Genomic DNA, 23,897 nt, shown 5'->3' on the forward strand with positions numbered 1-23,897 from the left:
TCTACCGATTTCTTTTTTATTTAAAGGCATAGGCACTTCGCCTTCTGGAAGGGTAGGGGCACAGAGGGAAGCGCAGAGGCAGGCAAAGAATTGGCTATATGCATTAATTAAAGGTTGCACTTAGTCACTGTCCAGTGGTTATTCGTCGATTTTAAGTGATTTTTGTTACAAGTAAAGGCATGTTAAAACTGACACTAAAGGATAAATAATTTTTAATGTGTGGTAGTTTAATCTGGAAATAGTCAGTATTAAGATTAAGGGTAAATGCTAAGAACAAAAGTTTTAAATTTAACTATTGATTCAATGCTAACCTATGTGCGATCGCAATTATTTTCGCTGTCACTCCGGCAAATGCGCTTCCAGAGAAAATATCAGCACCGTTGTCAAGTGAGCAAAGACTAGATTTCAAATACCAACTCTGGTATACAACAGTGAAGCCCACCACTACGACGATACTCAATTAAATGTATAAAGTTATACTTGTATATTAATGTCACTTTTTAAAAAGAGACAGTGACTAAAGAAAGCATAACTGTTAGTGGTAGCGATCGCTTCAAATTCACTACAAAAAATGCTAACGCAGTGAAACCGTTACAACATATTTATAATTCTAAATATTGCTAATGATTTTCATATAACCAGCAGATATCACCAAAATTGGACGTGACCAGTTTGATCGCAGACAAACGTTTGCTTACATCGCTACTGAGCTATAAGGTATGTACTCAAATGTCCTTGAATAAGTTGCAATGGTTCATAGATAATATCAAATATTGCCAAACCAATCAATGTGATGTTTAATTAAGCTTGTTCTGAAATTTAATATTTGCTAATGATAACGCGACGTAAATTTATAGCTTTAATTCCTGGTTTTTTATTAGCTAGTACTAGCAGCATACTTGTCAGTTTAAATCCCAAAAAATATTTAACTAATCGAAAACGAAGTTTACCCTTTTTCTTAGGATGGTATGACAATATCAATAATATAGATGTACCACTCAAAGCATCTTCTAAAGGAATTGACTTATTAATGCCCTATGTTGAAAAAGAAGGTAAGGCAAAAATCCAGGCATTTTTGGATGCTTCTAAAAAAACACCAATAAAAATTCTGCTTGAGATTCCTCGTCCTTTAATCGAATCAGAAAATATTTCAGGAGTAAAAGACTTTATTCGTACTTATAAAAACCATCCTTCCGTTTATGCTTGGTATCTTTATGATGAACCAGAAATGAAACAACCTAGACCAATTTCTCCAAATTTGTTAAAAAAGGTATACAAAGCTATTAAGGAAGAAGATAAATCAAAGCCAGTAGCATTAGTTTTTCACAAAATAGAAAAAATTGAACCTTACAGCGATGCAATGGATATAGTGATGTGGGATTGTTATCCTTGTAAATACGGGGTTAGAGAATTTCAATGGGTATCATTTTACCGAAAAGCACTCTACGATGTCATTTCCCTTGCTGATGTTAAAAACAAAAAGTTTTGGAACGTAATACAAGCTTATAAAGGAAATCAGACCGATTTTCGATTACCAACAAAGTTAGAATTTCGCTATATGTTTTATTTATCAGTCCTTACAGGGGCTGATGGACTGCTATTTTGGATACACTATCTCTCTTCACCTTTCTGGAATGAATCAGTTTTGTATCCTACTATTAAAGAATTCCGAGATTACATTCCTGCAATCGTTAGAGGAGAAGATTTAAGTAATCCAGTACAAGTAAACAACCCAAATATAGAAGTTAAATTATTTCCTATTCCTAATACTACAAAATCTTTAATTATAGCTGTTAATCACACTTCGACTCCAATAAATTTCGTAATAAAACTGACTCAGAGTTTAGCTGGTAAAATAGTTACTTTTAATGAAAAAACTATTAATAACCTATTTCCTAATGCAAGTTTCAGTACTCGTTTAAATCCTTATGAAGTAAAGTTGTATCAAGTAAAATAAGTTAATAAGCTTAGTAATTAAATATAAGACATCTAAATTCTCCAAACTTCTTATCCCATATTTATTAACTCCGAGAAGTAGGGATGAAGAAGTTTGAGCTATGTGGCGTAATTAAATATATTTTATGTTTAATTCCCTTGTTATACTGAGAGATAGAGTATGATAAATATTTTTTATAGAGATTAAATAGATATGATATTAAATAAACCAATTTTTATGGTAATAATTAATACCTATAGTTTGAATATAATTAATTAGAAATATTCGATTTATATTTAACTAAAAATTCGCCAGCATTTTGATTAAAATTGCTCTCTTTTTTAAACTTTTTGTATCCCCAAACTTGCATTTTATAAGGAAGAATGCGAAATAGTAAAGACATTACTTTGAGAATATTTAATTTTAGTGAAAGAGTATTGTATTGATATCGTGCTTTAATTTGCTGTCCTAAAGCCGCAGACCTTCTACTTATAACGCCTGTATTTCTATAATAAAGTAAAGGTTCAGATAAATTTGAAATACCAACTCTCAATTTCAATGCTCTTGCCCACAATTCTAAATCACATTCAGAACGAAATTCTATGTTATAAAGTCCTGTTTTAGCAAAAACGCTACTTCTAAACATCACAGATGGATGTATTAACGGATTTTGATAATGAAACAGTGCATGTATCTCCTGATTACATACAGGCATTATCCTAATTGAGCAATTTTCTCTTGGAAATTCATCCTCAAAGACAAAAGCCCAAGTACCTAAAATGTCAATATCTAAGTTGCTTTCTAAAAAATCTATTTGTTTGCTTAATCGGTCTGGATGTGCAATGTCATCAGAGTCCATTCTTGCGTAGTATGTAGATGAAGAGTTTAATATAGAGATATTAAGTGCATGAGCTAAACCCATGTTTTGAGAAATTAAGAGGTGTTTTATATGAGGATAAGTTGCAGTATATTCATTAATAGTTTCCTCCAAATTTTTTGAAACCAAACCATCCTGAATTAAATGAATTTCCTTTGCTGGTACACTTTGCCATAAGATAGAGTCAATAGCAGCACGAAGATGTGCAATATTGCTACCTTGGTAAAAAGGAATACCCACTGTAATGCTTGGCTGTATGTTGCTAGAAACTGTAGGTACTGTATTCGACATGGATATATTTCACCTCTGTATCAAAAACAAAAATGTGTTTATAAAATTTCTTGCAAGGTTTTTGAAAGATAAGCTTCTGAATGATTTTCTTGGAAGTATCTTATTGCTTCCCAATAGCGGGTTTCATAATCATTTATGTCCATACTAAATACATCATGGATACATTTTGACATTGAGCTTTCGTCATTAAAATCAGTAAAAAAGACAAAACTTAGACCTTTTAAATATGAAAAAGTAGGAATATCATTAATAATTAAAAGCTTTCCATAACTCAAAGCTTCTGTCACCACACCACTTTGAGTTGAGAATGAGTAGGGAATCACAACAAAGTGGCTTAAACCAAGTAGGAAACTTTTAGCACTATTTGAAATGAAGCCAGGAAATCTAATTATTAATTTTTCGTCGTAGTTAACTTGTATATTCCTCTCACTTCCACCCCGAATAAATCTCGCTTGTTTTGGGTAATCTTTGTTAATTATACTTGCTAGAGATAAAAATCCTTGAGGGTTTTTATCTCTATCTGCTCGACCTAACAATAAAAAAGTTTTTTCTCTATCCCAACTATACTTTAGTTGTGTTAAATTGTTCTGTAAAATATTTTCTGGTAGAGAAAGAAATGATAAGTTTAACTTGTAAAGCTTATCATTATTAACAAAGTCTTTTGCTTTCAAAAATGCCTCATTGCTAGGCAATAATATTTTATCTCCTATATAACCAAAAATTAAATGATATAAAAATACAATATATGCTTTTAAAGGGTTAATTCTTCCTTTTTCAAATTTAGGTTCATGCATTAAATAAAAAATTTTTAAGTTCTTATTTAAAACTTTAGTAATAATTTTTACAAGTAAAGCTAATACTAAATAATCTAACTGAATTAAAAAGAAAAATACTGAGATTTCTTCTTCCTTATTTAGGCTCACGAACTGTTTGATTAATGGCCAAATTTCTCGTAAAGTGACGGAATACAAGTATTTTACGGAATAACTAGCTATATCAAAACCAGTATTTAGTGTCATTGCTTTGTAAAAAGATTCTGAGCAATGATGTACTCTGGGATTTTTCGGTCTAAAAAGATATATTATATGCATAATTCACAAATGGATCAAAACGCAATTTTAGTAAATATTCGCTAATATAATATTTGATTTATTCATTTTTTGATGCAAAAAGTGAATCAATTTTGAGATAGTTTTTAAGTAGAATTAATGTATTTAAAATGCTAATTATCAATTTTTCATGTATTTTATTAGCGTAAATCAAACGTATTTGTGAATGTTCACTAATTCTCTTTTGAGTTTGGCTAGAAATACCTCCAGGTTCGCGTATTGATATTATTGTAGGTAAATAAAAGATTGTTATATTTTTGAGCATTCGCAGAAATAACTCGTAATCCATAGAAATTTTTAGAGATTCATTGTATTTGTAATTCTTATGTAGAGAAGTTTCACAGAAAAACCCCTGGTGTGGTAAAAACATAAAATATTTTAGAAATTTCGATGAAAGTTGCGGCGGACGATAAAATATGGTTTCTCCAGCAAAACTTGTAGTGACAGTGACACCAATAGCACATTTCCATTTATGTTGCATATAGCTTTGCACAACTTCAGAAATCACTGTTTTGGAAAAGAATACATCTCCCGCGTTTAAGAAGAAAATTAAATCCCCATTACTTTTTTGTAAACCTTTATTAAATGCGCTAGATATCCCATTATCTAGTTCTGACAAATAAATATAATTTTTAGAATGGATATATGAATCTAAAAACTCTTTACTTCCATCAAAAGAATCTCCGTCAATAACAATATGCTCTATCATTTTATAGTCTTGTTCTTTGACTGATTGTAAGGTTTTTTGTAATCCTTGGTAATTATTTTTGGATATCGTCACTATTGATACTTGACAATTATTCATATTAGTTATGATTAATTAGGTTTAATACAAACTGATAAAAAAGGTAAAAATATTCACTGATTGGTGTAGTTAACGGTTCACCATTCCAAAAAGTTAGGTAGCTTTGAGGAAGTGTGATACTAACAAAAAAGTAAATCATCCTGAAAACAATTGCCAATATAAATATAAAAGTATCATAACTATAGGCACCATCAAGTTTGTTTGAAGAAAGAGCAATAATATAAAAAAAACCAGGAATGCAAAAAAAGATACTGGTAATTCTCAAATTAAATCCATATGTCAAAGACCCAAAATAAAGTAAGAAAAGCAAAAAGAATGTTGTAATCCATCTTATATATCTTCTATTGGTTTTGCTATATACTCTATTTATTTTGTTTATATCAGTTCTCAAGATAAATATAGAGATAATAATATAATCAAGAATAGGACGTATTTGATTTTTAATTTTATCTCCAAGACTGTAGTTATCACCGCCACCGCCATAAATATCGATTCTTTGAGATACAGAACCATCAAAAGATGACAATGAACTTGTCAAATCTAGCAGTGATTTCATTATTACTGATGAAAATAGAAATATCGAGCCAAAACAAATAATAATACTAAATCTGTTATTAAAATATTTAGAAAAGGATTTTAATGGATTTAATGCATTAATAAATTTATACTTGAATAGTCCAGGTAATATGCCAAAAATATACATCAAAGAAGATTTGTGTGTCCAATAACCGACATATATACAAAGACAAGCAATCACAAAACTATCAACATAAATAGCAGGTATTATAAATATCCACGAATAAATTTGCCTCATCCAAAATAGTTGAAAATAGTATCCTTGAGTCGTGACATTAATTAATATGATTAATGGATAAAAATCGGGCATGAATAGCATGGAGAAAACGGTAAAAGCCGTATTCATGCTCAAAGATTGAAGGAATAAAAAACTCAGTTGACTAGGCCCTATTAATACACTCAAATATTTAGGCAAAATGAAAGAGACTGGTTCTAGTTCGATATCTGGAATAGTCAACCCTGTTTCTTTCTGAAGCGAAGAATAAATATCAAGATATACAATTGTATCTTGAAATGGCTCAAAGCTGGCTATATATGTAGTAATTGTAAATAAAACTAGTAAGATTGGAAATATATTAAGTATACGTTTTTGGTTTCCGACTATTTTGTTTTGGGAGATATTAATTTGGCAATATGCAAGTATAAAAACTACACCTAATAACGGAATAATAGCCCAAATAGCTAGACCAAATATCAAAACAAAATTTTTTAAATTGCCAAATAAAGAAAAAACTTTATGTATTGAATGAATTTTATTTGTTTCTGGGATGAATTTAAGAAGCATAATTTTTAGATATTATAAGTGCAACATTATCACCTCTATAGACTCAAAACCCTTGCACTTTCTTTGAGAGGTTGCTAAATGAATTTGATGAGACTCTGTTACGAAACTAGTATTTATCAAGCTGCGTGAATTCTAAATCCACAGTGCGGGGTTTTTCAACAAGCCCTATATAGTTACTCACTCACTTTTTTTGTATATTCATTGCTTCCTTATAAACCGCAACGTACTGCTGTGCGATCCGAACTGGGTCAAACATATATTCTGCATGACGACGGGCTGCTAAACTAAGAGATTTACTTTCCTTTTGTTGCTGTAGAACCCATTGAATTCCTGTTGCTAAATCTTCTGCTTCGTATGGTTGTGCCAAATAACCTGACACCCTATGCTGAATTAAATCAGGCATTCCTCCAATTTTGAAGGCAACAGTAGGAGTACCACAGGCTATTGCTTCAACAACTGTATTTGGTAAGTTATCTTGTCTAGAAGGTGCAACAAAAACATCAGCAGCAGAATAGAGTAGAGCGAGAGAAATATCATCAGCAAGATGTCCTGTGTATCGAAGTGGGAAACCCAATTTAGGAACTTGTGCTGGAGTTGATTGTCCAAAAATTACTATTTCAATATCTTTTAACTGTTGAGTTTCAAGAAAACTGATGGCTTGTAATAATAAATCAATACCTTTGCGAGGATCGTTAGTTCCACCCAAGGCACCAAATAAAATTAACGATCGCTGTTGAGGTAAATTCAAAAGCTGTCGTGCTAATGTTTTTTCAATCGGGCGAAAGCTATCTATATCTAAGGGATTTGGTATTACTGAGACGGGACAATCTGCCATCAATGCACTATTGCGAACGCAATCTGCTAGCCAGTTACTAGGACAAACAATATGGAAAGGATGTTTCCAGTGACGTTGCTTGCGTTCCCAAGTCCAACGATTTAAATCGAAACCAGACTCGTCTTGGGGACGATTGTCTGCTCGATAACCCTCACGCCAGCGAGCATTAAGTCCATCGTTTGCATAGTGCTCTGCTCCACAAAATGCCCACATATCGTGAAACGTCCACACTATTGGTTTACGAATCTGACCAATTTCACTAATGGATAAAGTCTCTGCACCTACCCAATGAAGATTTATCACATCTGCATCAGAGGCATGGAAAGATTTTACCCAATTAGAAGGAAGAATCCCCGCTGAAAAACGCGTTGGATCGGAACTTTTGATGGTTTTTTTGGCTAATAAACCAATACCTGTACGGATTTCTGTTGTTATTCTTCCGATTTTTAATGAATTACCTCTAACTGTTGGATCGTCAGAAATTTTTGACAAAACTTGCATCCGAGAGTCTATTTCTGCCTGTAACAGACAACGATGAATCCGGTAAGCTGCACGAGCAGCACCTCCAGATAAATCAGAATAACTAGTATGAATAATTTGCATAAATAGATTCAATGATTAAACATTAAGAGATTGACAAATTATTTGAAATTTTTGAATGTTTTTCTGAGCTTTCTCTGGACACGTTTCAAGAGACTTGGCATATAAACATTTTGTCTTGTGAAGCGATCGGCTTGGCGATCTGGGATCGTGAAGGGCGGATGTTGTAATGGAAATTCCATAGGTTGTGTCGGAACATTGGAGCGTGGATCGCCTCGATCTGTAGTATTGGTTCCATCCAGATCGAATCCCAGATTGCTAATCAAATTAACTGTGGGGATAATGCTCAAGGCATTTTGTAACCAGGAACAGAGCATCCATTGATAGTCCCAAGTATCAAAACCATCATAGGTAGATTGAAATTGGTTTTGCCAAAATTGGACTTCTCTAGAATCTCTAAGAATGTCTTCTAGCCAACCCTCGTCGCGAATGGTTGACCATTTTTTCATTTCCAGATCGTAATGTTGCCATGCCCTACGCCAGGTTGCCCATCCCCATGTTCGGGCATAAATTGAAAAGTAATAGCTATCCTGAGTCTGCCGATTTCTAGGATTGCCCAAGGGGGTATTATCTCCAGAAATTGTCATAACCCGCTGATCGTGACGGTAATACCTCAATAATTCTTCGCAATAGGGAAAAAATGTCGGATGAGGTAAACAGTCGTCTTCCAGAAGAATAGCTTCTTCAACAATGTCAAATACCCAAGAAAAAGCAGTAGCTTCTCGCTGCTTCATTCCCAGATTGATGTCAGAATAATTGGTTAAGACTTCGCAGGGCCAGTCTACGCGCTCGATTATCGATCGCGTTTGTGCACATTTTTCGGACTCTCCAGTTCGATTTACACGAGGGGTCCATCCGCTGCAACTAAAAGCATCGGTGGACGCGCTTGGCGAATTGCCTCAAACACTTTTGCGGTTCTATCTGGGCGATTGAAAATGATGAACGCAACTGGAGTTTGCATTTTGACAATACCTTTCTTCCTGAAAGTTGATACATGAGATGATGCGTTTGTAAAGTGCGTAAGTCCTAAAGTCGTAAAACAATAAACAAGCCTGGAAGCATTTTAATGACTGGAGAGACTATCTCAATTACTTGCCACAATTGGTATTATTTAGTTTATTTAACTTCGATAAAATGACAGGGAACGTTTCAATCCAGCTTGGGTAGCAAAGTAAATAAAATATGCCATAACTTTTGGTGAAATACTGCATTTAAATGCCTCTTTAATTTGGGCGATCGCAGCAGGTAAATCGCCAATCATCAGCATATTCTGGGCTGTTCTGAGAGCACAGATTGCCGAGTGTTTTTTATTGGCATCGATCAGGCGATCGACTGTTGATTGTGACAGATAAGCAGGTAAATAAGACTGAACAATTTCCAACCCACGGCGTACCTCTTGCATATTTTTGCCTGTACGCACAGTTTGTCCAGTATTAGATACAGAATGTAGCCGATAAATAGCTAGTGGCTCAACTTCGTACCATACAGGGTATTGTGCGGCAATTCGCACCCACATTTCCCAGTCTTCATAATAAAAACAAAACCGATGGTCAAAACTACCTAACTTTTCATATACTTGTCGGCGAACGACAATAGAGGGAGTTTGAATATATTGTTTAACTATAATTTTTTCCAACCAATTATCAATTGTGCCGCTTTGAGGTTGTAATATCTCAGAAAAGTGTCGCCAGTGCCCTGTTTCATCCATAAAGATGTGACGACAGAAAGCGGCTCCTATTTCCGGCTGAGTATCAAATGTTTGTTGCATCTTGCGATAAAAGCCTTCCCGAACGCAATCGTCACCATGCAAAAGATGGATGAGTTTGCCACGCGATCGCTCTAAGCAGGTAGTAAAGTTCTTAACATGTCCAACATTTTCTGGCTGGCGATAAAAACTAACGCGATCGCCTGCTAATTCTTTAACAATAGCTTCAGGATCGTCTTTGGTGGAGTGGTCATCAACCACCTCTATTTGCATTATCTCTGGCCCTGGGTCTTGTGATAACACACTCGTCAGTGTTTCACGCAGATAGTTTGCACAGTTGTAAGTGGGAATCATCACTGACCAAAGAGGACGTTTTGTTCCCTCTGACACTGGTGAAATTATTGCACGGTAAGGATATTGTTTATTAATCATACGTTAATTTAGTAATGTTGTTTTTAGCGTCTTGTCTTCTTCAACCAAGTTTTTCCTGTGCGCCAAGGAAGCAAAAAAATTAATGCCTGAATTACCTTTAGTGAGTAACTGCACTTTAAAGCTTCTTGAATTTGAGTAATTGCAGCAGTCAAATCACCTATAGCAAATAACCGTGGTGTTATATCGCTAATTGCATAAAGTGCCCAATTTTCTCTTGCTTTTATATACAGCTTGTTGCTAACTGATTTAGGCAAGTAAGGGTGAATAATCTCTATAGCTTGGCGTAGATCTCTAACATTTTGACCAGTACGTATAGAGTATCCTGTAAGAGATGATGAATGAATCCTATAAATTGCTAATGGCTCAACTTCGTACCACACTTGGTACTGTGCAGCAATTCTAACCCACATTTCCCAATCTTCTGCAAATTGGGATAAACGACTATCATACCCCCCAAGCTTTTCGTACACATCACGGCGCACAACCATTGACGGCGGTTGTAGGTGATTTATTACAGCAATTTGCTCTAGCCAATTTTCCAAAATTCCACTTTTTATTTGCTGTAATGGGGGTAACCATAACCAGTGCCCATGCTCGTCCATACCGATATAGCGACAAAAGGCAGCTCTAACTTCAGAGTATTTCTCAAAGGATTGCTGCATTTTCTGATAAAAACTGTCTTGTACACAGTCATCACCATGCAGTAGATGAATTAAATGACCACGGGATCTCTGCAAGCAGGTGTTAAAGTTTCTGATATGACCTACATTTTCTGGCTGGCGATAAAAACTAACGCGATCGCCTGCTAGTTCTCTAACAACAGCTTCAGGATCATCCTTGGTAGAGTGGTCATCAACTACTTCGATCTGCATAACATCTGCTCCAGGGGCTTGGGCTAATACACTTGCCAGTGTTTCACGCAGATAGTTTGCACAGTTGTACGTGGGAATCATAACAGACCATAAAGGTCGTGTTTCGCTATCGGGCACAGATTGAATAACAGCTCGATAAGGGTGTAGCTCATTCATCATAATTGGCTTTTTGTCAGTTCACTTGTTCAGTTAATTTGTTTGTTTACTGCTGTAATCAAATAATTTCTTTCAGTCATTAATTGGTTTCTCTAAAAAATGCCAAAAAATAGTAGCTAAAATAATCAGATACCGTTTAGGTTGATGAATAAATCTAATCAGACGGTACAAGATAGGATGGCGATAAGGAAACTGCGCTTTTTTGAGCGCTTTCCAAACTTCAGGAACTTTAATTTCTTTCTCAGATAAATAATTCTCTAACCAAGTCAGGTATTTTAAATGACCAATACGGCGTATTTCTACTCCTTTTCCTTGCATATCTGCATGTCGCCAGTAACTATCTGGGTGTATTCGGTACTTATCCCAGCATTCACTGGATACATATACAGGTGCTTTCAGAAAGACCTTGGAGTGAAAGACCATATCTTCATGAGCATTGCGAAAATCCTCTTCAAATCCACCAATATCCTTAAAAACCTGACGACGTATTAGAATGCTACACGTACAAGGATAAATTTCTTTGTTTTGTAAAAACAAGAGAAGCTGTGTTGTTGGTCTAATCAGCGTATCAAATTTGGCACTAGTTATTGTCATCAGGCCATCCTGTCCATTTTCAGAATTCCATGAATTGACGGGATTATTCTCTGTCCAACTGAACCAAAATTGAGTTCTGCCGTAGAGCATTGCTGCTTCGGGATGTGATTCTAAAATAGGTACTTGCTGTTCTAGCTTGTGTGGCAACCAAAGATCATCAGCGTCTAGAAAAGCAATGTACTCTCCTTTGGCGTGGCGAATACCCAAATTGCGCGTTGCACTCATACCGCGATTTTGGTGTCCTTTATGCTCTACATAGCGCACTTTGTCAGGGTATTGCTGGGCATATTGCAAAGCAATGGCTGTACTCTCATCAGTTGAGCCGTCATCTGCTAGCAAAAGTTCCCAATTTTCATAGGTTTGCGCGAAAATGCTTTCTATCGCTTCTTCAAAGAAGTTCTGCTTTTTAGCATTAAAAAAGATGATTATGCAGGATACTAACGGTTTACTATTTATCTGTTCAACCATGAAACCACCTCGATAGTTGCTTGGCAAATTCTTCCCCATTCCAGTTTTCGATCCCGAAGCGAGGTAATTGAAAACTGTCGCTCTGTTGCCAGACAATATCTTTAGTTGTAGTGCAAGCACAGTCAAATCCAACAGTTCGAGCTAGTTCAGCGGTTTTTGTGGTGTAATTGCCAAATGGATAGGAAAAACTCGTCACAGGACGATTGAGCATTTCCTCTAAAGCAGCTTTGCTTTGCTGGATTTCTTGCCTTTGTAATTCTGTTGATTGTGCTGAAAGAAATGGATGGGTGACTGTGTGAGCGCCAATTTCTACTAATTTCCCTTGTCCCAAAGCACAAATCTCTTCAGGTAAAAGGGAGCGGTGAGTCTTGCGTAAAGTAGATTCGGCATTAGCCCAAATTACTAACTCGTCTAGAGCTTTTAAACATTCCCGTTCTGGTAAAGGTAATAATACTTCCCAAATTGAGTAATAGAAAGACATTCGAGAACCGGGTTTAGCTTCCCAGGCTTTACAAATGCGATCGCTTTGATAGTCTTGTTGAGTGTAATTGGCGGCTTGACCCAGTTCCCAGTGACAAAGGCTACCATTAATATTCAAAGAAAGTTTCTCCGGTAATTTACCCGGTCGCAAAAGTAGCCATTCTAATTCATCCCACCAAAACTCACGCTCCCTTCCAATATAGCCAGTACTCACGAAAATATTTGCTGGTATACCATAGCGTTCTAGTAGAGGTTTGGCATGATGGAGATTGTCTGCATAACCGTCATCAAAGGTGACAACCACTGCTCGATCTGGAATGTTGCCATCTCGATGTGCTTGCGCGAATTGCTTGAGGCTAAGGGGTTGGTAATATTTTTGTAAAACTTCTAGTTGCTCGGCGAAGTTTTGGGGAGTTACGCACAGACTCCAGGGGTCTAATTCTACCTCAGCGACGCGATGGTACATCAAAATCAGCCCCTTAGAAAATGCTAAATTTTTCTGGAGCCGTCGAATCGTTCGCTGCAATTTGTCACTTCCAGGTATTTTCATTCCATCACCTCATATCAGGTTTCACTGCTCTGACGGTGATAGTTACCTCGTAGCTACGGTCATGATAATCTAGCTTTCCCTTGGGTATATCTTGAACTGCCAATCCTTGAAGAAAAGCTGTGGCTGCCAAAGCATTTCCGTGGGTTTCGACTTGAATATTCTCCTTAGGAAAAACCTCCTCAAACAGTTGCTGTGCAGATATTTTAGTAAAATTCCAACACCAACAGGATGTCCCCCAACTTTCATCATTGTCATCAGGATCGAGAAGTGGGGTAATATTTGGAAGAGTTGCTAGTACGACTCCACCTGGCTTCAGAATACGATGAATGGTTTTCAAGGCACTTTGTATATCGTAAATATACTGAAGCACTTGTGTCAGAATAATACAATCAAAGCTATTGGAGGCAATCTGAGGAGCATCAACCAAATCTCCAACAATCGTTGCGTATGGATTTCCTTCTATCACATTCAGAATATCACTTTTTGTAACCTTCTCCCCGCCCCATTTGCGACTATAGTTGTTATCTGCGACTTCCAATACCCGCTGCCGAATATCATCTGAATTGCGTGACAGGAATTTTTCAATGTAGTAACGGTCAATAGGCTGTCCTCGACCATTCCAATTTCGGCTGATAGGTTGCAAGCGTCCTAAGTCTCCGAAATTGACCCTGCCTACTGGAGGATGGTGCTTATAAGCTTGCAATTGAGTTGTTAGCCAGTGGTGGATAGGATATGGTAACGTCTTTTGGACTATTAATTTTAACTGTTCTTTGTTCATAAGAAAAATCCTTTAAGACTAGAAAGGACAGTACAAAAAGTGCTAATGTCGCGCCATCAATTACCCAATCTTCTCATCAGCCTTGTAAAATTATGACCAATTTTTATCAACTTTTGCCGAATAATATTTTGATTTTGAGTGGGAAGTTTGCCCCAAGGAATACTATGGTTTAGACTAACATAAATACGTTTATTTATATTTGTCTTTGATTCATTGTTATATTTTTTTTTAACAGAATTGTGGCAAACATTATTACAAATAAATTTATCTGTTTGGTCAAAAACAGTGATAAACTCATTCTGTATTTCTACAGCTATTTGCTTTGCCAGTTCAGAACATTCTTTAGCTTTTTTTCGTGCAGCTTCTGTCAGGCAATAATCAAAGGCTTCTTGTAATTTATTATCAGTTATATTGGCACATGTAAATGTCATAGGCCAGCCAATTTTTTTTGTTTGTTTTTCAATTTTAAAGCTGTCACCTCCTGGATCAATTGAAATTGTAGGAACTCCATTCTTAAGAGATAAAACTGTTCCATGTAGGCGTGTTGTTATCACTATATCCATACGAGCAAGCAGTGACTCTATTTCCGCCGAACTGCGAAGTCCTGTTCTATTCGTATCTAGGCGAGTATCAATATTTACTATTGCCATTTCACGCGATGCTACAAGTCTTTGAATCGCAGCATAAGCCCCCTCTTCAAAGGCAGCACCATAAGGCTCTACCAAGCAAATACCTACAACAGGTACTAACTTTTGATGTGTTAGAAAAACCATGTCAGGGCGAACAGATGCAGAACTATCGCGCTCAATCAAAACATCAAAAGGATTCCATTCATTCACTGGCTGAATCATAGTTAAGTTAAGTCCTATCATCCGGCAGCCAGCAAAATGTGCTAAAAATTCTTGTGTTTCCTTTGAATTAAAAAAAGGACCGCATACAAAAACGATATGTGAATAGTCTTCGGGATCGGCAAAACGCCAATCAATGCCTCCTTGAAACGGAGGATCTAGTGCAAAATCATAGGGGCAACCAATATCTTCAAGCCAATCAGCCACCAGTTCTGCGGCTAGCAAATCACCAGCCGTTGCATTCCCATAGTTAAAAAAGCTGAACCAACCTGCAACTAGCGTTTTCATGTAAATTCTCTCAAAGTCACTTCAAATTAACTAAAATTATGTTCGTTTATTTCTGCGTCCAACTCATTCTCAACTATTCCAGCAGTAGATTGTAGAATTGTTAGCTTTGGTAATGACTGACAAGGGCTAGCCCCGTCATTTAAATTGATTGGCAGATTGTGCCACGGGCAAACCAGACATTGATCCCGTAAATAACCTGCGATCAAGTCTGCCCCTTCATACGGACAATAGCGAGTGAAAATAGCAATTTATGCAGGGACAATCCATTGATGGTGAATACAGACATTGCCGTATCCAACTGTTGGGTTTACTGGGCGACCTCGTAAGTTTCCCTGTTCAACATCAAAAAGAGCAGCTCCTTTGATATCATCTTGAAATTCTCCATTGTCCATGATTGCAGCATTGATGCGATAGCGACCAGGCATAAGCAACAGTTCATCAATCTTGCAAATGAACTTGGTCTCTTGCTGCGGATTAGTCATATCCTCTTGACTATGCATAGCAGAGTCAAAATATGTGACTGGCTGTCCATATTGGTCGTAAATAGTGAAACAGCAGGAAAGTCCCGAAAGAATTCCAGTGATATGGAAGGTGAAAACAGCCGGAAACCCTGTTGCCAAAGTTGTAGAGGGATAACTTCCACCAGTCGAAATTCCGATCTGAGAAAGTCGCACATGACCCTTACCCTGACGATCTGTACGCTTTAAAAGATTCTGGAAAGAGGCTTGTTCAAGATTTTGGAGGTAAGTGTTGACCGCTACGTCTACTGTACCATCAGCTAATACTGTTCCTTGCCCCAGCAAAACCCCACGACTACAAAGTGCCTGAACAGTGCCCAGATTATGACTTACAAATATAACTGTTCGCCCTTCTTTAGCCACATCCTCCATCTTACCCAAACACTTCTTCTGAAACTGCACATCCCCCACCGCTAGCAGTTCATCCACAATCAAAATTTCCGGTTCCAAATGCGCCGCCACCGCAAATGCTAGCCGCACATACATCCCTGAAGAATAGCGCTTAACAGGCGTATCTAAAAACTTTTCAATTTCAGCAAAATCAACAATTTCATCAAATTTGCGCTTAATTTCCTCCCGGCTCATTCCCAGAATGGCACCATTGAGATAAATATTTTCCCTTCCGCTCAACTCTGGATGAAACCCCGTCCCTACCTCTAACAAACTCGCTACCCGTCCCTGAATTTCAATACTTCCCTTTGTTGGTTCTACTATTCGACTTAATATCTTCAACAGTGTCGATTTTCCCGCCCCATTCCGGCCAATAATTCCAACCCGATCGCCCTGCTTAATCTCAAACGATACATCTTTGAGTGCCCAAAACTCCTCACGAGAAGGATTTTGGATTTTGGATTTTGGATTTTGGATTTTGCTGAATAAAGACTTTGTGCCGTCCGCCATGACATCGCGCAACGCCTTATAGCGACGCCCCTCTTGCTGATGGCTCAACACATATTTCTTACTTAAGTTCTCAACCTTGATTACCGTATCCGACATGAATCCTCCAACCTGTGCTAACAACTCCTGAAACCCTGTACCTAAATAATGTCCGCAAACTTGCGCTCCATTCGGCGGAAATAGTAAATTCCAGTAATCAGCACTAATATCACTAACGCCATCGACAAGAGAAATCCTGGTAAATAAATGTCAAAATTTTTACCTAAAATTGCCCACCGGAAACCATCAATTACACCCACCATTGGATTTAATGAGTAAAGCAGTCGCCACTGTTCCGGCACCACACTACTACTAAAACCCACTGGCGAAATATATAATCCAAACTGCACAATAAACGGCACAATATATCGGAAATCCCGATATTCCACATTTAATGCGGCCAGCCATAACCCCGACCCCATTGCTGCTGCAAATGCGATCGCAATAAACAACGGCAGCGTTAAAATTCGCCAATCCGGCACAAAGTTATACCACGCCATAAATCCCAATAGGATGATTGCAGAAATCATAAAATCGACAAAACTCACAATCACCGCACTCGTTGGCACAATCAAACGCGGAAAATAAACCTTAGAAATTAAATTAGAATTACTAATTAAGCTATTACTACACTCACTCAAGGCATTGGAAAAGAACTGCCAAGGTAGCATTGCCGAAAACACCACAATCGGATAAGGCGCACCCGCCGACGGAGCCTTGAGTAAAACACCAAATACAACCGTAAACACAACTGTTGTTAAAAAAGGTCGCAGCAACGCCCAAGCCAGCCCGATGGCCGTTTGCTTATAGCGCACCAAGATGTCTCGCCAAGCCAAGAAGTAAAACAACTCCCGATACTTCCAGATATCCTGCCAGTACTGCTGCTCGGTTTGCCCTGCCTTAATCACTAATTTCTGCCGAGGCTCGAGCGTCTGTTTTCCGATCATAAAAATACACCTATCCCAGAGTTAACTTATAGTCAAGTCAATAAATAAACTTCATCAAGCTCTTAATCCCAGGCAAATTTATCTGACTCAAAGTAGACCTTTTTCCACCATCAGATCCTCTAGAGTGATAGTAATCAGATCCCTTTTCAGCAGTAACCCCATTTACCACCATTCCTAAAACATGCGAGCGCGCTTGCTCTAGCATGATTTTCGTACTCTTAGCAACAGCACGGTCAAGCACTTTTGGATGTACAACTAGCAATATCCCATCTGCCATCTTGCCCAGCATGAGTGCATCACCAAACAAACTCAAAGCAGGAGTATCAATAATCACACAATCATAGTCTTTGGCTGCCTCTTGAATTAACAAAGCCATACGCTGCGAATCTAGCAATGCTGCGGGGTTAGATGGGATTGTCCCAGCCGTTAATAAATCTAAGTTAACTAATACTTCTTGAGTGGTGTTGCGAAACTCTGCTTGACCAACCAAAACATTACTTAGTCCGACTGGATTAGATAATTTCCAGATTTCCTGTTGAGAGGAGTGACGCATATCCGCATCTACTAATAGGATTCTGCGCCCCATATGTGCTTTAGCTACTGCCAAATTTGCAGCCACAAATGATTTACCTTCACCTGGAGCCGAACTAACTACGGCAATTACTTTTAATGGTCGATCGGAGATAGTAAAATCCAGGTTCGTCTGAAGCATCTCAAAGGCTGAACTTGCTCCTGAACATGGATTATCTTTGACTGGTAGTTCGACTAGACCTTCCCCACTGTTTTTAGCTTTTCGATCCAAGCGAGGAATCGTACCGAGTAAAGAATAACCTAATAACTGCTGGGCTTGCTCAAGAGTTTTCAGGGATCGATCCATAGCTTCTAAGATCGAAGCTACGCCTACACCCAGCAAAATTCCCAAAAATCCACCCAGTGCTAGCTGAAAGACAATTTTGGAAGGAATAGCGTTTTGAGGAAGTAAAGCCGCAGATATTACCCTGGCATTACCGACATTCTGATTTACTACTACATCGACTTCTTGCGATCGCTTTAGCAGTTCTTCATAAGTAGATGTAGCAACTTGCAACTGTCGCTCTAACTGCTCCTGTTTTTCTTGCAGTTGCGGTAAAACACTCAATCGTCTTTGAGAAAGTGTGTATGCATTCTGCAAAACCGTAATTCGGTTAGCTAATGCTGAACGTTCTACATCCGACTGTACCAGTTGGGCCACTAAGGTCTGCTTGAGTTCTCCCATCCCTAAATTCTGGGCTGGTACAGATTTTTCTCTATCTGCATTCTCAAAAATTCGCGTCTCTAGCTGCTTTTTGAGGGCTGCTTCTTTTGCTAACAAATTAACGATCGTAGGATGTTTGTCTGTATAACGAGTCTTCTCTACTGCTAACTGGTTTTGTACCTGTTGGTATTGTGTTAATACTTCCTGCACAGCTTTTGATTGACTTAAATTCCCCATATCCACAGCCTGCTGCGAATTCAATCTCAATTGACGTTGCAGAAGTTTTGAGCGAGTCTCAGCATCCGTTAAATTTGCCTGGGCTTGGGTAATCTGGTCTGATAAGTTTGCGAGTTTATCCACTCCTTTTGCTGCTTCTTGCTCTAAAGCAATTACCCGATTTTCTTCTTTAAATCGACGCAAAGCTGCTTCCGATGTAGCTACCCTTGCTTCAACTTCAGGCAATTGCTTGCGTAAAAACTTCTTTGCCACTGTCGCTTGGGCTTGGTTAACGTGAATATTGTTCTCCAGGTAATATCTCATCAGCGAATTCACAACATCTGCGGCTTCTTTTGGATTGCTGCTGCTGTACGAAATCGCCAAAATATCTGTACCCCGAACACTCTTAATTTTGACTTGTTTGAGAAACTCATTTATTTCCAAGGGTGTTCCTTGCTTATCTACCAACCTGAGACTAGCAATAGTTTTCTCAACTATTGGATTAGAACGAATGACCTCTGCTTCTGTATCCAACGGACTGTTGATTTCAGTCACACTTCTCAACTCCCCAACTTGTGCCGAGGGATTTGTCAGCGAAGAAACGCGGTCAGTTTTACTGAAAAGCAACTTACCTTCTGCTTCATAAATTGGTTTTTGCTTGATAGCATTTAAAGTTGAAAGCCCAAAAATAGAGGCAGTCACCGCAGCTATAATTAGCCAACGCCTTTTCAGAAGTAGCGAGTATTGCTGCAAATCTAAGGAGTTTTGGTCTTCTTGGTTAGAGGGCATGGAGTATGTTACGAATACCTGAAATTGTTTTTACTAATTTTGCTTCACAATTTTGGTAGTCCAAGATAGCCATTTGGACATAATTAGGATTAATTACTAGTTATTTGTATAAAAAATCATAATATAAGTATCCGTATTTTTTAAAATGTTTGCTTTTTATTAGATTTCCTTAGATTTATCCCAGAAATATTATCTGAATGTCAAGGTGTTTTTAATTTTTTTTTCTAAAATTTTAAATTAAATTAAAAAGCATTTATTTTAACTCATTAAGTAGAAAAGCATAAATATTTATAGTTGAGGTCAGGCAGGAGGTAGAAGGCAAGATATAGGAAGGAAGAAGCTTTTAGCCTCATTTATCTTGGTTAACATGATTATGTTTTTTTTTACCCACTTACTTCTTTGGTATTAATTTAATAACAGCATTTCAACAGCTTGCATAAGCTTTTTCTTTATTTTGTTACTTTGTGAACAGCTACTTTAACAGCAAATATACGCTAATCAAAAAATTAAATATAAAGTTCAGATTGACTACACTCATGGCATAATGCAAATGTCAAAAGAACAACCTTGAAGCCGTAGTGTAGTTCGTACAGCCAATGCAAGTTAAGATGTATCTCCTACAGATATGCTATACCGACGCACAGATAGTTCCCCTCCTAGTTTGTAATACATAATCTCCAATTTCTTTGACAAACAGAGCATACAAACTTTCTTATTTTTGTATGCTTTGGCACAATACGGCTAGTCTTTAATATTCCCTTATTTGACTCGGTTGCTGGTTTTAACGAAGAAATCGATATCAGGATACTGAAGAATAATAAAAACCAATGACTTCCACAAGTTATGTCAGTTTACCTATCAATACTAGGCTGCCAAATATAGTCCGCAGCCTACCGATATTGCTTTTGTTAGGGGATATTTTTGGGTTGCTAATTTGTTTAGCGATCGCACAATGGTTGCGTTTAGATCAACCCTTACATTGGCTAAATCCGTTACCTTATACATTTGTCTGCATGATACTTGCAGCATTTTATTTAGCAGATGCTTACCATCCAGATCGGCAAATTTCAGGTTTAAGAGCGCCCGCTCGAATTATTGTTTGTAGCATTGCGATCGCCTTGTTGATTTCTGCACTAATTTACTTGTCAGATATTGCCAAATACAACCCGATATCGTGGCGGAGTGTCTTCTTACCCAGCTTAGGAATCTTTACTATCTGGGCAATAATATTGCGCGTGGTAGCAGTGAGATGGGTGCGATCGCACGCTTTAAAAAGCCGTTGGTTAATACTAGGATCGGGGGATAATGCCATCAAATTTACACAAAAATTGCTAGAACTTAATCCCTTAGGAAAGTTGACTGTTCTAGCAGAGGAAAACCAAAAAACCATAGACTTACCAAAAAGAAATCTGAGTTATCAGGGAAGCCTGAGCGATTTGTCGCAATGGAGTCAAGAATCCTGGTCTGGGGTTATAGTGACAGCGCAGATAAACTTTTCCAAGTCACAAGCACAACAATTAATGCAGATGCGGTTGCGAGGCATTCCGGTTTATACATTGCCAGATGTTTACGAAACATTTTGGTATAAACTACCTTCGTCGCTGTTACAAGACAAATGGTTGGCTTTTAGTGATGGTTTTAACTTAATGCCTGGTTACTTCAGTATGAAACTGAAGCGAGTTATCGATCTCATCTTGATCCTCTTTTTACTAGTATTAGTTGCACCACTTTTATTATTGGTTGCATTACTAGTTAGGCTAGATAGCCCTGGGCCAGTATTGTACAGTCAGCAGCGAAGTGGGTTATACGGTAAACCATTTAGAGTTTATAAATTTCGCTCCATGTATCAGAATGCAGAAAAGTTGGGGGCGCAGTGGGCTAGTCAACGCGATCCACGAATCACCAGAGTCGGATACTGGCTACGTTTGTTGCGTATTGATGAATTACCGCAAATATGGAACGTCTTACGAGGTGAAATGAGTCTGATTGGGCCTCGTCCAGAACGACCAGAATTTGATGTCAAACTCAAAGAAGCGATTCCTTACTATGAAGTTAGATATTTGGTCAAACCTGGAATTACAGGCTGGGCACAGGTTATGTATCCCTATGGAGCATCTATAGAAGATGCTTACGAAAAGCTGTCATACGATCTGTACTACATCAAAAATTATTCCATTTGGTTGGATTTAGCGATCGCCTTCAAAACGATTCGAGTTGTTTTGTTAGGTAAAGGTAGATAAGGAAAAAGAAATGAAAAATAAAATATTGGTAACTGGCGGTGCTGGTTACATTGGCTCCCATGTAGTTCGCCAACTAGGGGAAGCTGGTTATGATGTCGTGGTTTACGACAACTGCTCTACAAGTTCACCAGCATCAGTACTACACGGGAAACTAATTATTGGTGATTTAGTAGACAGTGGACATCTTTATCAAGTTTTTGCCCAGCATAAATTCAGCGCAGTTTTACACTTTGCCGCTAGTCTGATTGTTCCAGAATCAGTAGCTCATCCCCTCGACTACTACGCCAACAACACCCGCAACACCTTAAATTTGCTGCGTTGCTGTAGCGTCATGGGTGTTAACAAGTTCATTTTTTCCAGCACAGCCGCAGTCTATGGAGAAGTAAAAGACAATCCTGTTACTGAGTCGAATCCTACACAGCCCATTAATCCTTACGGACGTTCAAAGTTGATGAGTGAGTGGCTGATCCAGGATTATGCAGCAGTATCTTCACTAAACTACGTAATTTTACGTTACTTTAATGTAGCAGGTTCGGAACCAAATGGACTATTGGGGCAAATGTCACCGAATGCCACACACTTGATTCGAGCTGCTTGTGATGCAGCACTCAAGCGCAAGCCAGAAGTCCGAATTTTTGGTACTGATTTTCCTACGCCCGACGGAACCGCAATTCGAGACTATATCCATGTTGAAGATTTGGCGACTGCTCACTTAGATGCTTTGGATTACTTAGAAAAAGGAGGGGAAAGCCAAATTTTCAACTGCGGTTATGGACAAGGATACAGCGTGCGACAAGTTATTGAAAGAGTCAAGGCTATTTCTGGTGTAGATTTTCCCGTTATTGCTGCACCACGTCGTCCAGGCGATCCTGCCTGTGTTGCAGCTTGTGCTGATAAAATCTATAGGGTTTTGGGTTGGCAACCAAAACACAATGATTTAGATGAGATTATCAACACAACCATTGCTTGGGAAAAACACAAGAGTAACTTGGCAAGTCAAAGGCATATCAATATGGCATATGCATAATTAGAACTTGGCACCTAATTAACCTTGTTTTTGCAATTTAGATAACGTGAATTCGACGGCTCATATAGTGTCCCTATAATTGACTCAATCAAAAAATTTCTTGGAGATTTTACTACACAAAACCATCTCTCTTGGAATCGGATAAGCACAGACTTGGACTTTAATTCAAGGCAGAGAGAGGTTCGTCGAACTTACGTTAACATAGGCATTATCTTTAAATAAAGGCACGCAATTACTGATGTTAAAGGCGGCGGATAGTTCAACATCTAACTCAAAACCTTTTTCAATCAACTCTTTACCCGAACTGCATTTTTTCAGATATCCTAGTAAATCCTGCTGGAAAGCCTGAAATGTTGTCACAGCGACTTCGGCTTCTGGTGATAGACTGCCATCTAAATAACTGAGAATTGCCCCAGCACCAATTAAATCTTCAAATGCAGGTCGGAGGCTACCATCTTCTTTCCACCTCTCACCGGCAGGAATCACAGCAATTTGATCGCCATACTTTTGAGCAAACTGCGCTACAGCTTGGCAATTTCGTAAGCAACCAGCCAAAGTTGGTGTATTTCCTGTATGTAAGGTTAGGAAAGAACCATTAGGTGATGGTAAAACTAATCTGGTTCCAGCAGAAATCTGAATCACCGATTTTGGCGAGAGAGAATATCCAGTTGTAGTCCAACGTTGTCTATGACTTGCTAATTCTGCTTGCACTGACTTGGCATAATCTATGGCTGATTCATCTTTATATGCGTAAGGAAAAATTATCGCGCCGTTATTGGTGGCAATTTCTACACAAGTAGAAAAAGAGAGAACATCAACTATCACAACTACATCACTGATAGGAGCGAGTTCAGCAACTCCTTGCGGCCCCCATTCACAGCGTAAATTGAACTCTGATTGGTTGTAAATCATTGGTGCGATCGCAAAAGACAATATGATAAAAATCAAACCACAAATTCACCAAGCCAGTATAAATAATTAAAGGTTTGTAGTAAGTACTTCAGTG

The 23,897-nt window shown here is 38.0% G+C and carries 21 protein-coding genes; 3 read left to right on the forward strand and 18 right to left on the reverse strand.

Annotated features, from left to right (window positions below; all coding sequences use genetic code 11):
• Positions 1–832 precede the first annotated feature (832 nt).
• A complete protein-coding gene (locus tag NSTCB13_RS33230) occupies positions 833–1,957 on the forward strand; it encodes a glycoside hydrolase family 2 TIM barrel-domain containing protein (protein WP_448275278.1) in 1,125 nt (374 codons plus the stop codon).
• Between the two features lie 250 nt (positions 1,958–2,207).
• Here NSTCB13_RS33230 and NSTCB13_RS33235 read toward each other — a convergent pair whose 3' ends face one another.
• The 17 genes from NSTCB13_RS33235 to NSTCB13_RS33315 form a co-directional block, all read right to left on the reverse strand.
• A complete protein-coding gene (locus NSTCB13_RS33235) occupies positions 2,208–3,104 on the reverse strand; it encodes a glycosyltransferase (RefSeq protein ID WP_448275279.1) in 897 nt (298 codons plus the stop codon).
• A gap of 38 nt (positions 3,105–3,142) precedes the next feature.
• The gene (locus NSTCB13_RS33240) at positions 3,143–4,123 is read right to left on the reverse strand and encodes a glycosyltransferase (protein ID WP_448275281.1); all 981 of its coding nucleotides are present in this window, start codon (positions 4,121–4,123) and stop codon (positions 3,143–3,145) included.
• Between the two features lie 130 nt (positions 4,124–4,253).
• Entirely contained in the window at positions 4,254–5,018 is a 765-nt protein-coding gene (locus tag NSTCB13_RS33245) for a glycosyltransferase family 2 protein (RefSeq protein WP_448275283.1), read from the reverse strand.
• Between the two features lies 1 nt (position 5,019).
• Positions 5,020–6,378, reverse strand: a complete 1,359-nt coding sequence (locus NSTCB13_RS33250) for a hypothetical protein (protein WP_448275285.1) — start codon at positions 6,376–6,378, stop codon at positions 5,020–5,022.
• Positions 6,379–6,559: 181 nt separating this feature from the next.
• Entirely contained in the window at positions 6,560–7,816 is a 1,257-nt protein-coding gene (locus NSTCB13_RS33255) for a glycosyltransferase family 4 protein (protein WP_448275287.1), read from the reverse strand.
• A 38-nt stretch (positions 7,817–7,854) separates the two neighbouring features.
• Positions 7,855–8,547 (reverse strand): glycosyltransferase family 2 protein, encoded by a 693-nt coding sequence (locus tag NSTCB13_RS33260; protein WP_448275288.1) that lies wholly within the window; start codon positions 8,545–8,547, stop codon positions 7,855–7,857.
• A 104-nt stretch (positions 8,548–8,651) separates the two neighbouring features.
• The gene (locus NSTCB13_RS33265) at positions 8,652–8,774 is read right to left on the reverse strand and encodes a hypothetical protein (RefSeq protein WP_448275290.1); all 123 of its coding nucleotides are present in this window, start codon (positions 8,772–8,774) and stop codon (positions 8,652–8,654) included.
• Between the two features lie 159 nt (positions 8,775–8,933).
• Positions 8,934–9,950, reverse strand: a complete 1,017-nt coding sequence (locus tag NSTCB13_RS33270; RefSeq protein WP_448275291.1) for a glycosyltransferase family 2 protein — start codon at positions 9,948–9,950, stop codon at positions 8,934–8,936.
• Between the two features lie 23 nt (positions 9,951–9,973).
• Positions 9,974–10,981, reverse strand: a complete 1,008-nt coding sequence (locus tag NSTCB13_RS33275; protein WP_448275293.1) for a glycosyltransferase family 2 protein — start codon at positions 10,979–10,981, stop codon at positions 9,974–9,976.
• Positions 10,982–11,050: 69 nt separating this feature from the next.
• Complete coding sequence (locus NSTCB13_RS33280) at positions 11,051–12,040, reverse strand: glycosyltransferase family 2 protein (protein WP_448275295.1); 990 nt, start codon at positions 12,038–12,040, stop codon at positions 11,051–11,053.
• Positions 12,033–13,070 carry a polysaccharide deacetylase family protein gene (locus tag NSTCB13_RS33285; protein WP_448275296.1) on the reverse strand — a complete coding sequence of 346 codons (1,038 nt, stop codon included), beginning with the start codon at positions 13,068–13,070 and terminating at the stop codon, positions 12,033–12,035. Before NSTCB13_RS33285 ends, NSTCB13_RS33280 begins: the two co-directional genes overlap by 8 nt.
• Before the next feature lie 4 nt (positions 13,071–13,074).
• Positions 13,075–13,848 (reverse strand): methyltransferase domain-containing protein, encoded by a 774-nt coding sequence (locus tag NSTCB13_RS33290; RefSeq protein ID WP_448275298.1) that lies wholly within the window; start codon positions 13,846–13,848, stop codon positions 13,075–13,077.
• A 56-nt stretch (positions 13,849–13,904) separates the two neighbouring features.
• Positions 13,905–14,984, reverse strand: coding sequence for a polysaccharide pyruvyl transferase family protein (locus NSTCB13_RS33295; protein ID WP_448275300.1), 1,080 nt, complete (start codon positions 14,982–14,984; stop codon positions 13,905–13,907).
• 26 nt (positions 14,985–15,010) lie between these two features.
• A complete protein-coding gene (locus NSTCB13_RS33300) occupies positions 15,011–15,232 on the reverse strand; it encodes a Rieske (2Fe-2S) protein (RefSeq protein WP_448275871.1) in 222 nt (73 codons plus the stop codon).
• The gene (locus NSTCB13_RS33305) at positions 15,233–16,498 is read right to left on the reverse strand and encodes an ABC transporter ATP-binding protein (protein WP_448275302.1); all 1,266 of its coding nucleotides are present in this window, start codon (positions 16,496–16,498) and stop codon (positions 15,233–15,235) included.
• 41 nt (positions 16,499–16,539) lie between these two features.
• Positions 16,540–17,385, reverse strand: a complete 846-nt coding sequence (locus NSTCB13_RS33310) for an ABC transporter permease (RefSeq protein ID WP_445631830.1) — start codon at positions 17,383–17,385, stop codon at positions 16,540–16,542.
• A 37-nt stretch (positions 17,386–17,422) separates the two neighbouring features.
• Positions 17,423–19,624, reverse strand: coding sequence for a GumC family protein (locus tag NSTCB13_RS33315; protein WP_448275303.1), 2,202 nt, complete (start codon positions 19,622–19,624; stop codon positions 17,423–17,425).
• An 827-nt stretch (positions 19,625–20,451) separates the two neighbouring features.
• On the opposite strand from NSTCB13_RS33315, the gene NSTCB13_RS33320 reads away from it, so the two are divergent.
• Both NSTCB13_RS33320 and galE read left to right on the forward strand, forming a co-directional pair.
• Positions 20,452–21,864, forward strand: coding sequence for a sugar transferase (locus tag NSTCB13_RS33320; protein ID WP_445631832.1), 1,413 nt, complete (start codon positions 20,452–20,454; stop codon positions 21,862–21,864).
• A 10-nt stretch (positions 21,865–21,874) separates the two neighbouring features.
• Positions 21,875–22,891, forward strand: coding sequence for a UDP-glucose 4-epimerase GalE (gene galE / locus NSTCB13_RS33325; protein WP_448275304.1), 1,017 nt, complete (start codon positions 21,875–21,877; stop codon positions 22,889–22,891).
• Positions 22,892–23,056: 165 nt separating this feature from the next.
• Here galE and NSTCB13_RS33330 read toward each other — a convergent pair whose 3' ends face one another.
• Complete coding sequence (locus NSTCB13_RS33330) at positions 23,057–23,839, reverse strand: 2-phosphosulfolactate phosphatase (protein WP_448275306.1); 783 nt, start codon at positions 23,837–23,839, stop codon at positions 23,057–23,059.
• Between the last annotated feature and the right edge of the window lie 58 nt (positions 23,840–23,897).

It is taken from the genome of Nostoc sp. DSM 114160 (genome assembly GCF_053470305.1).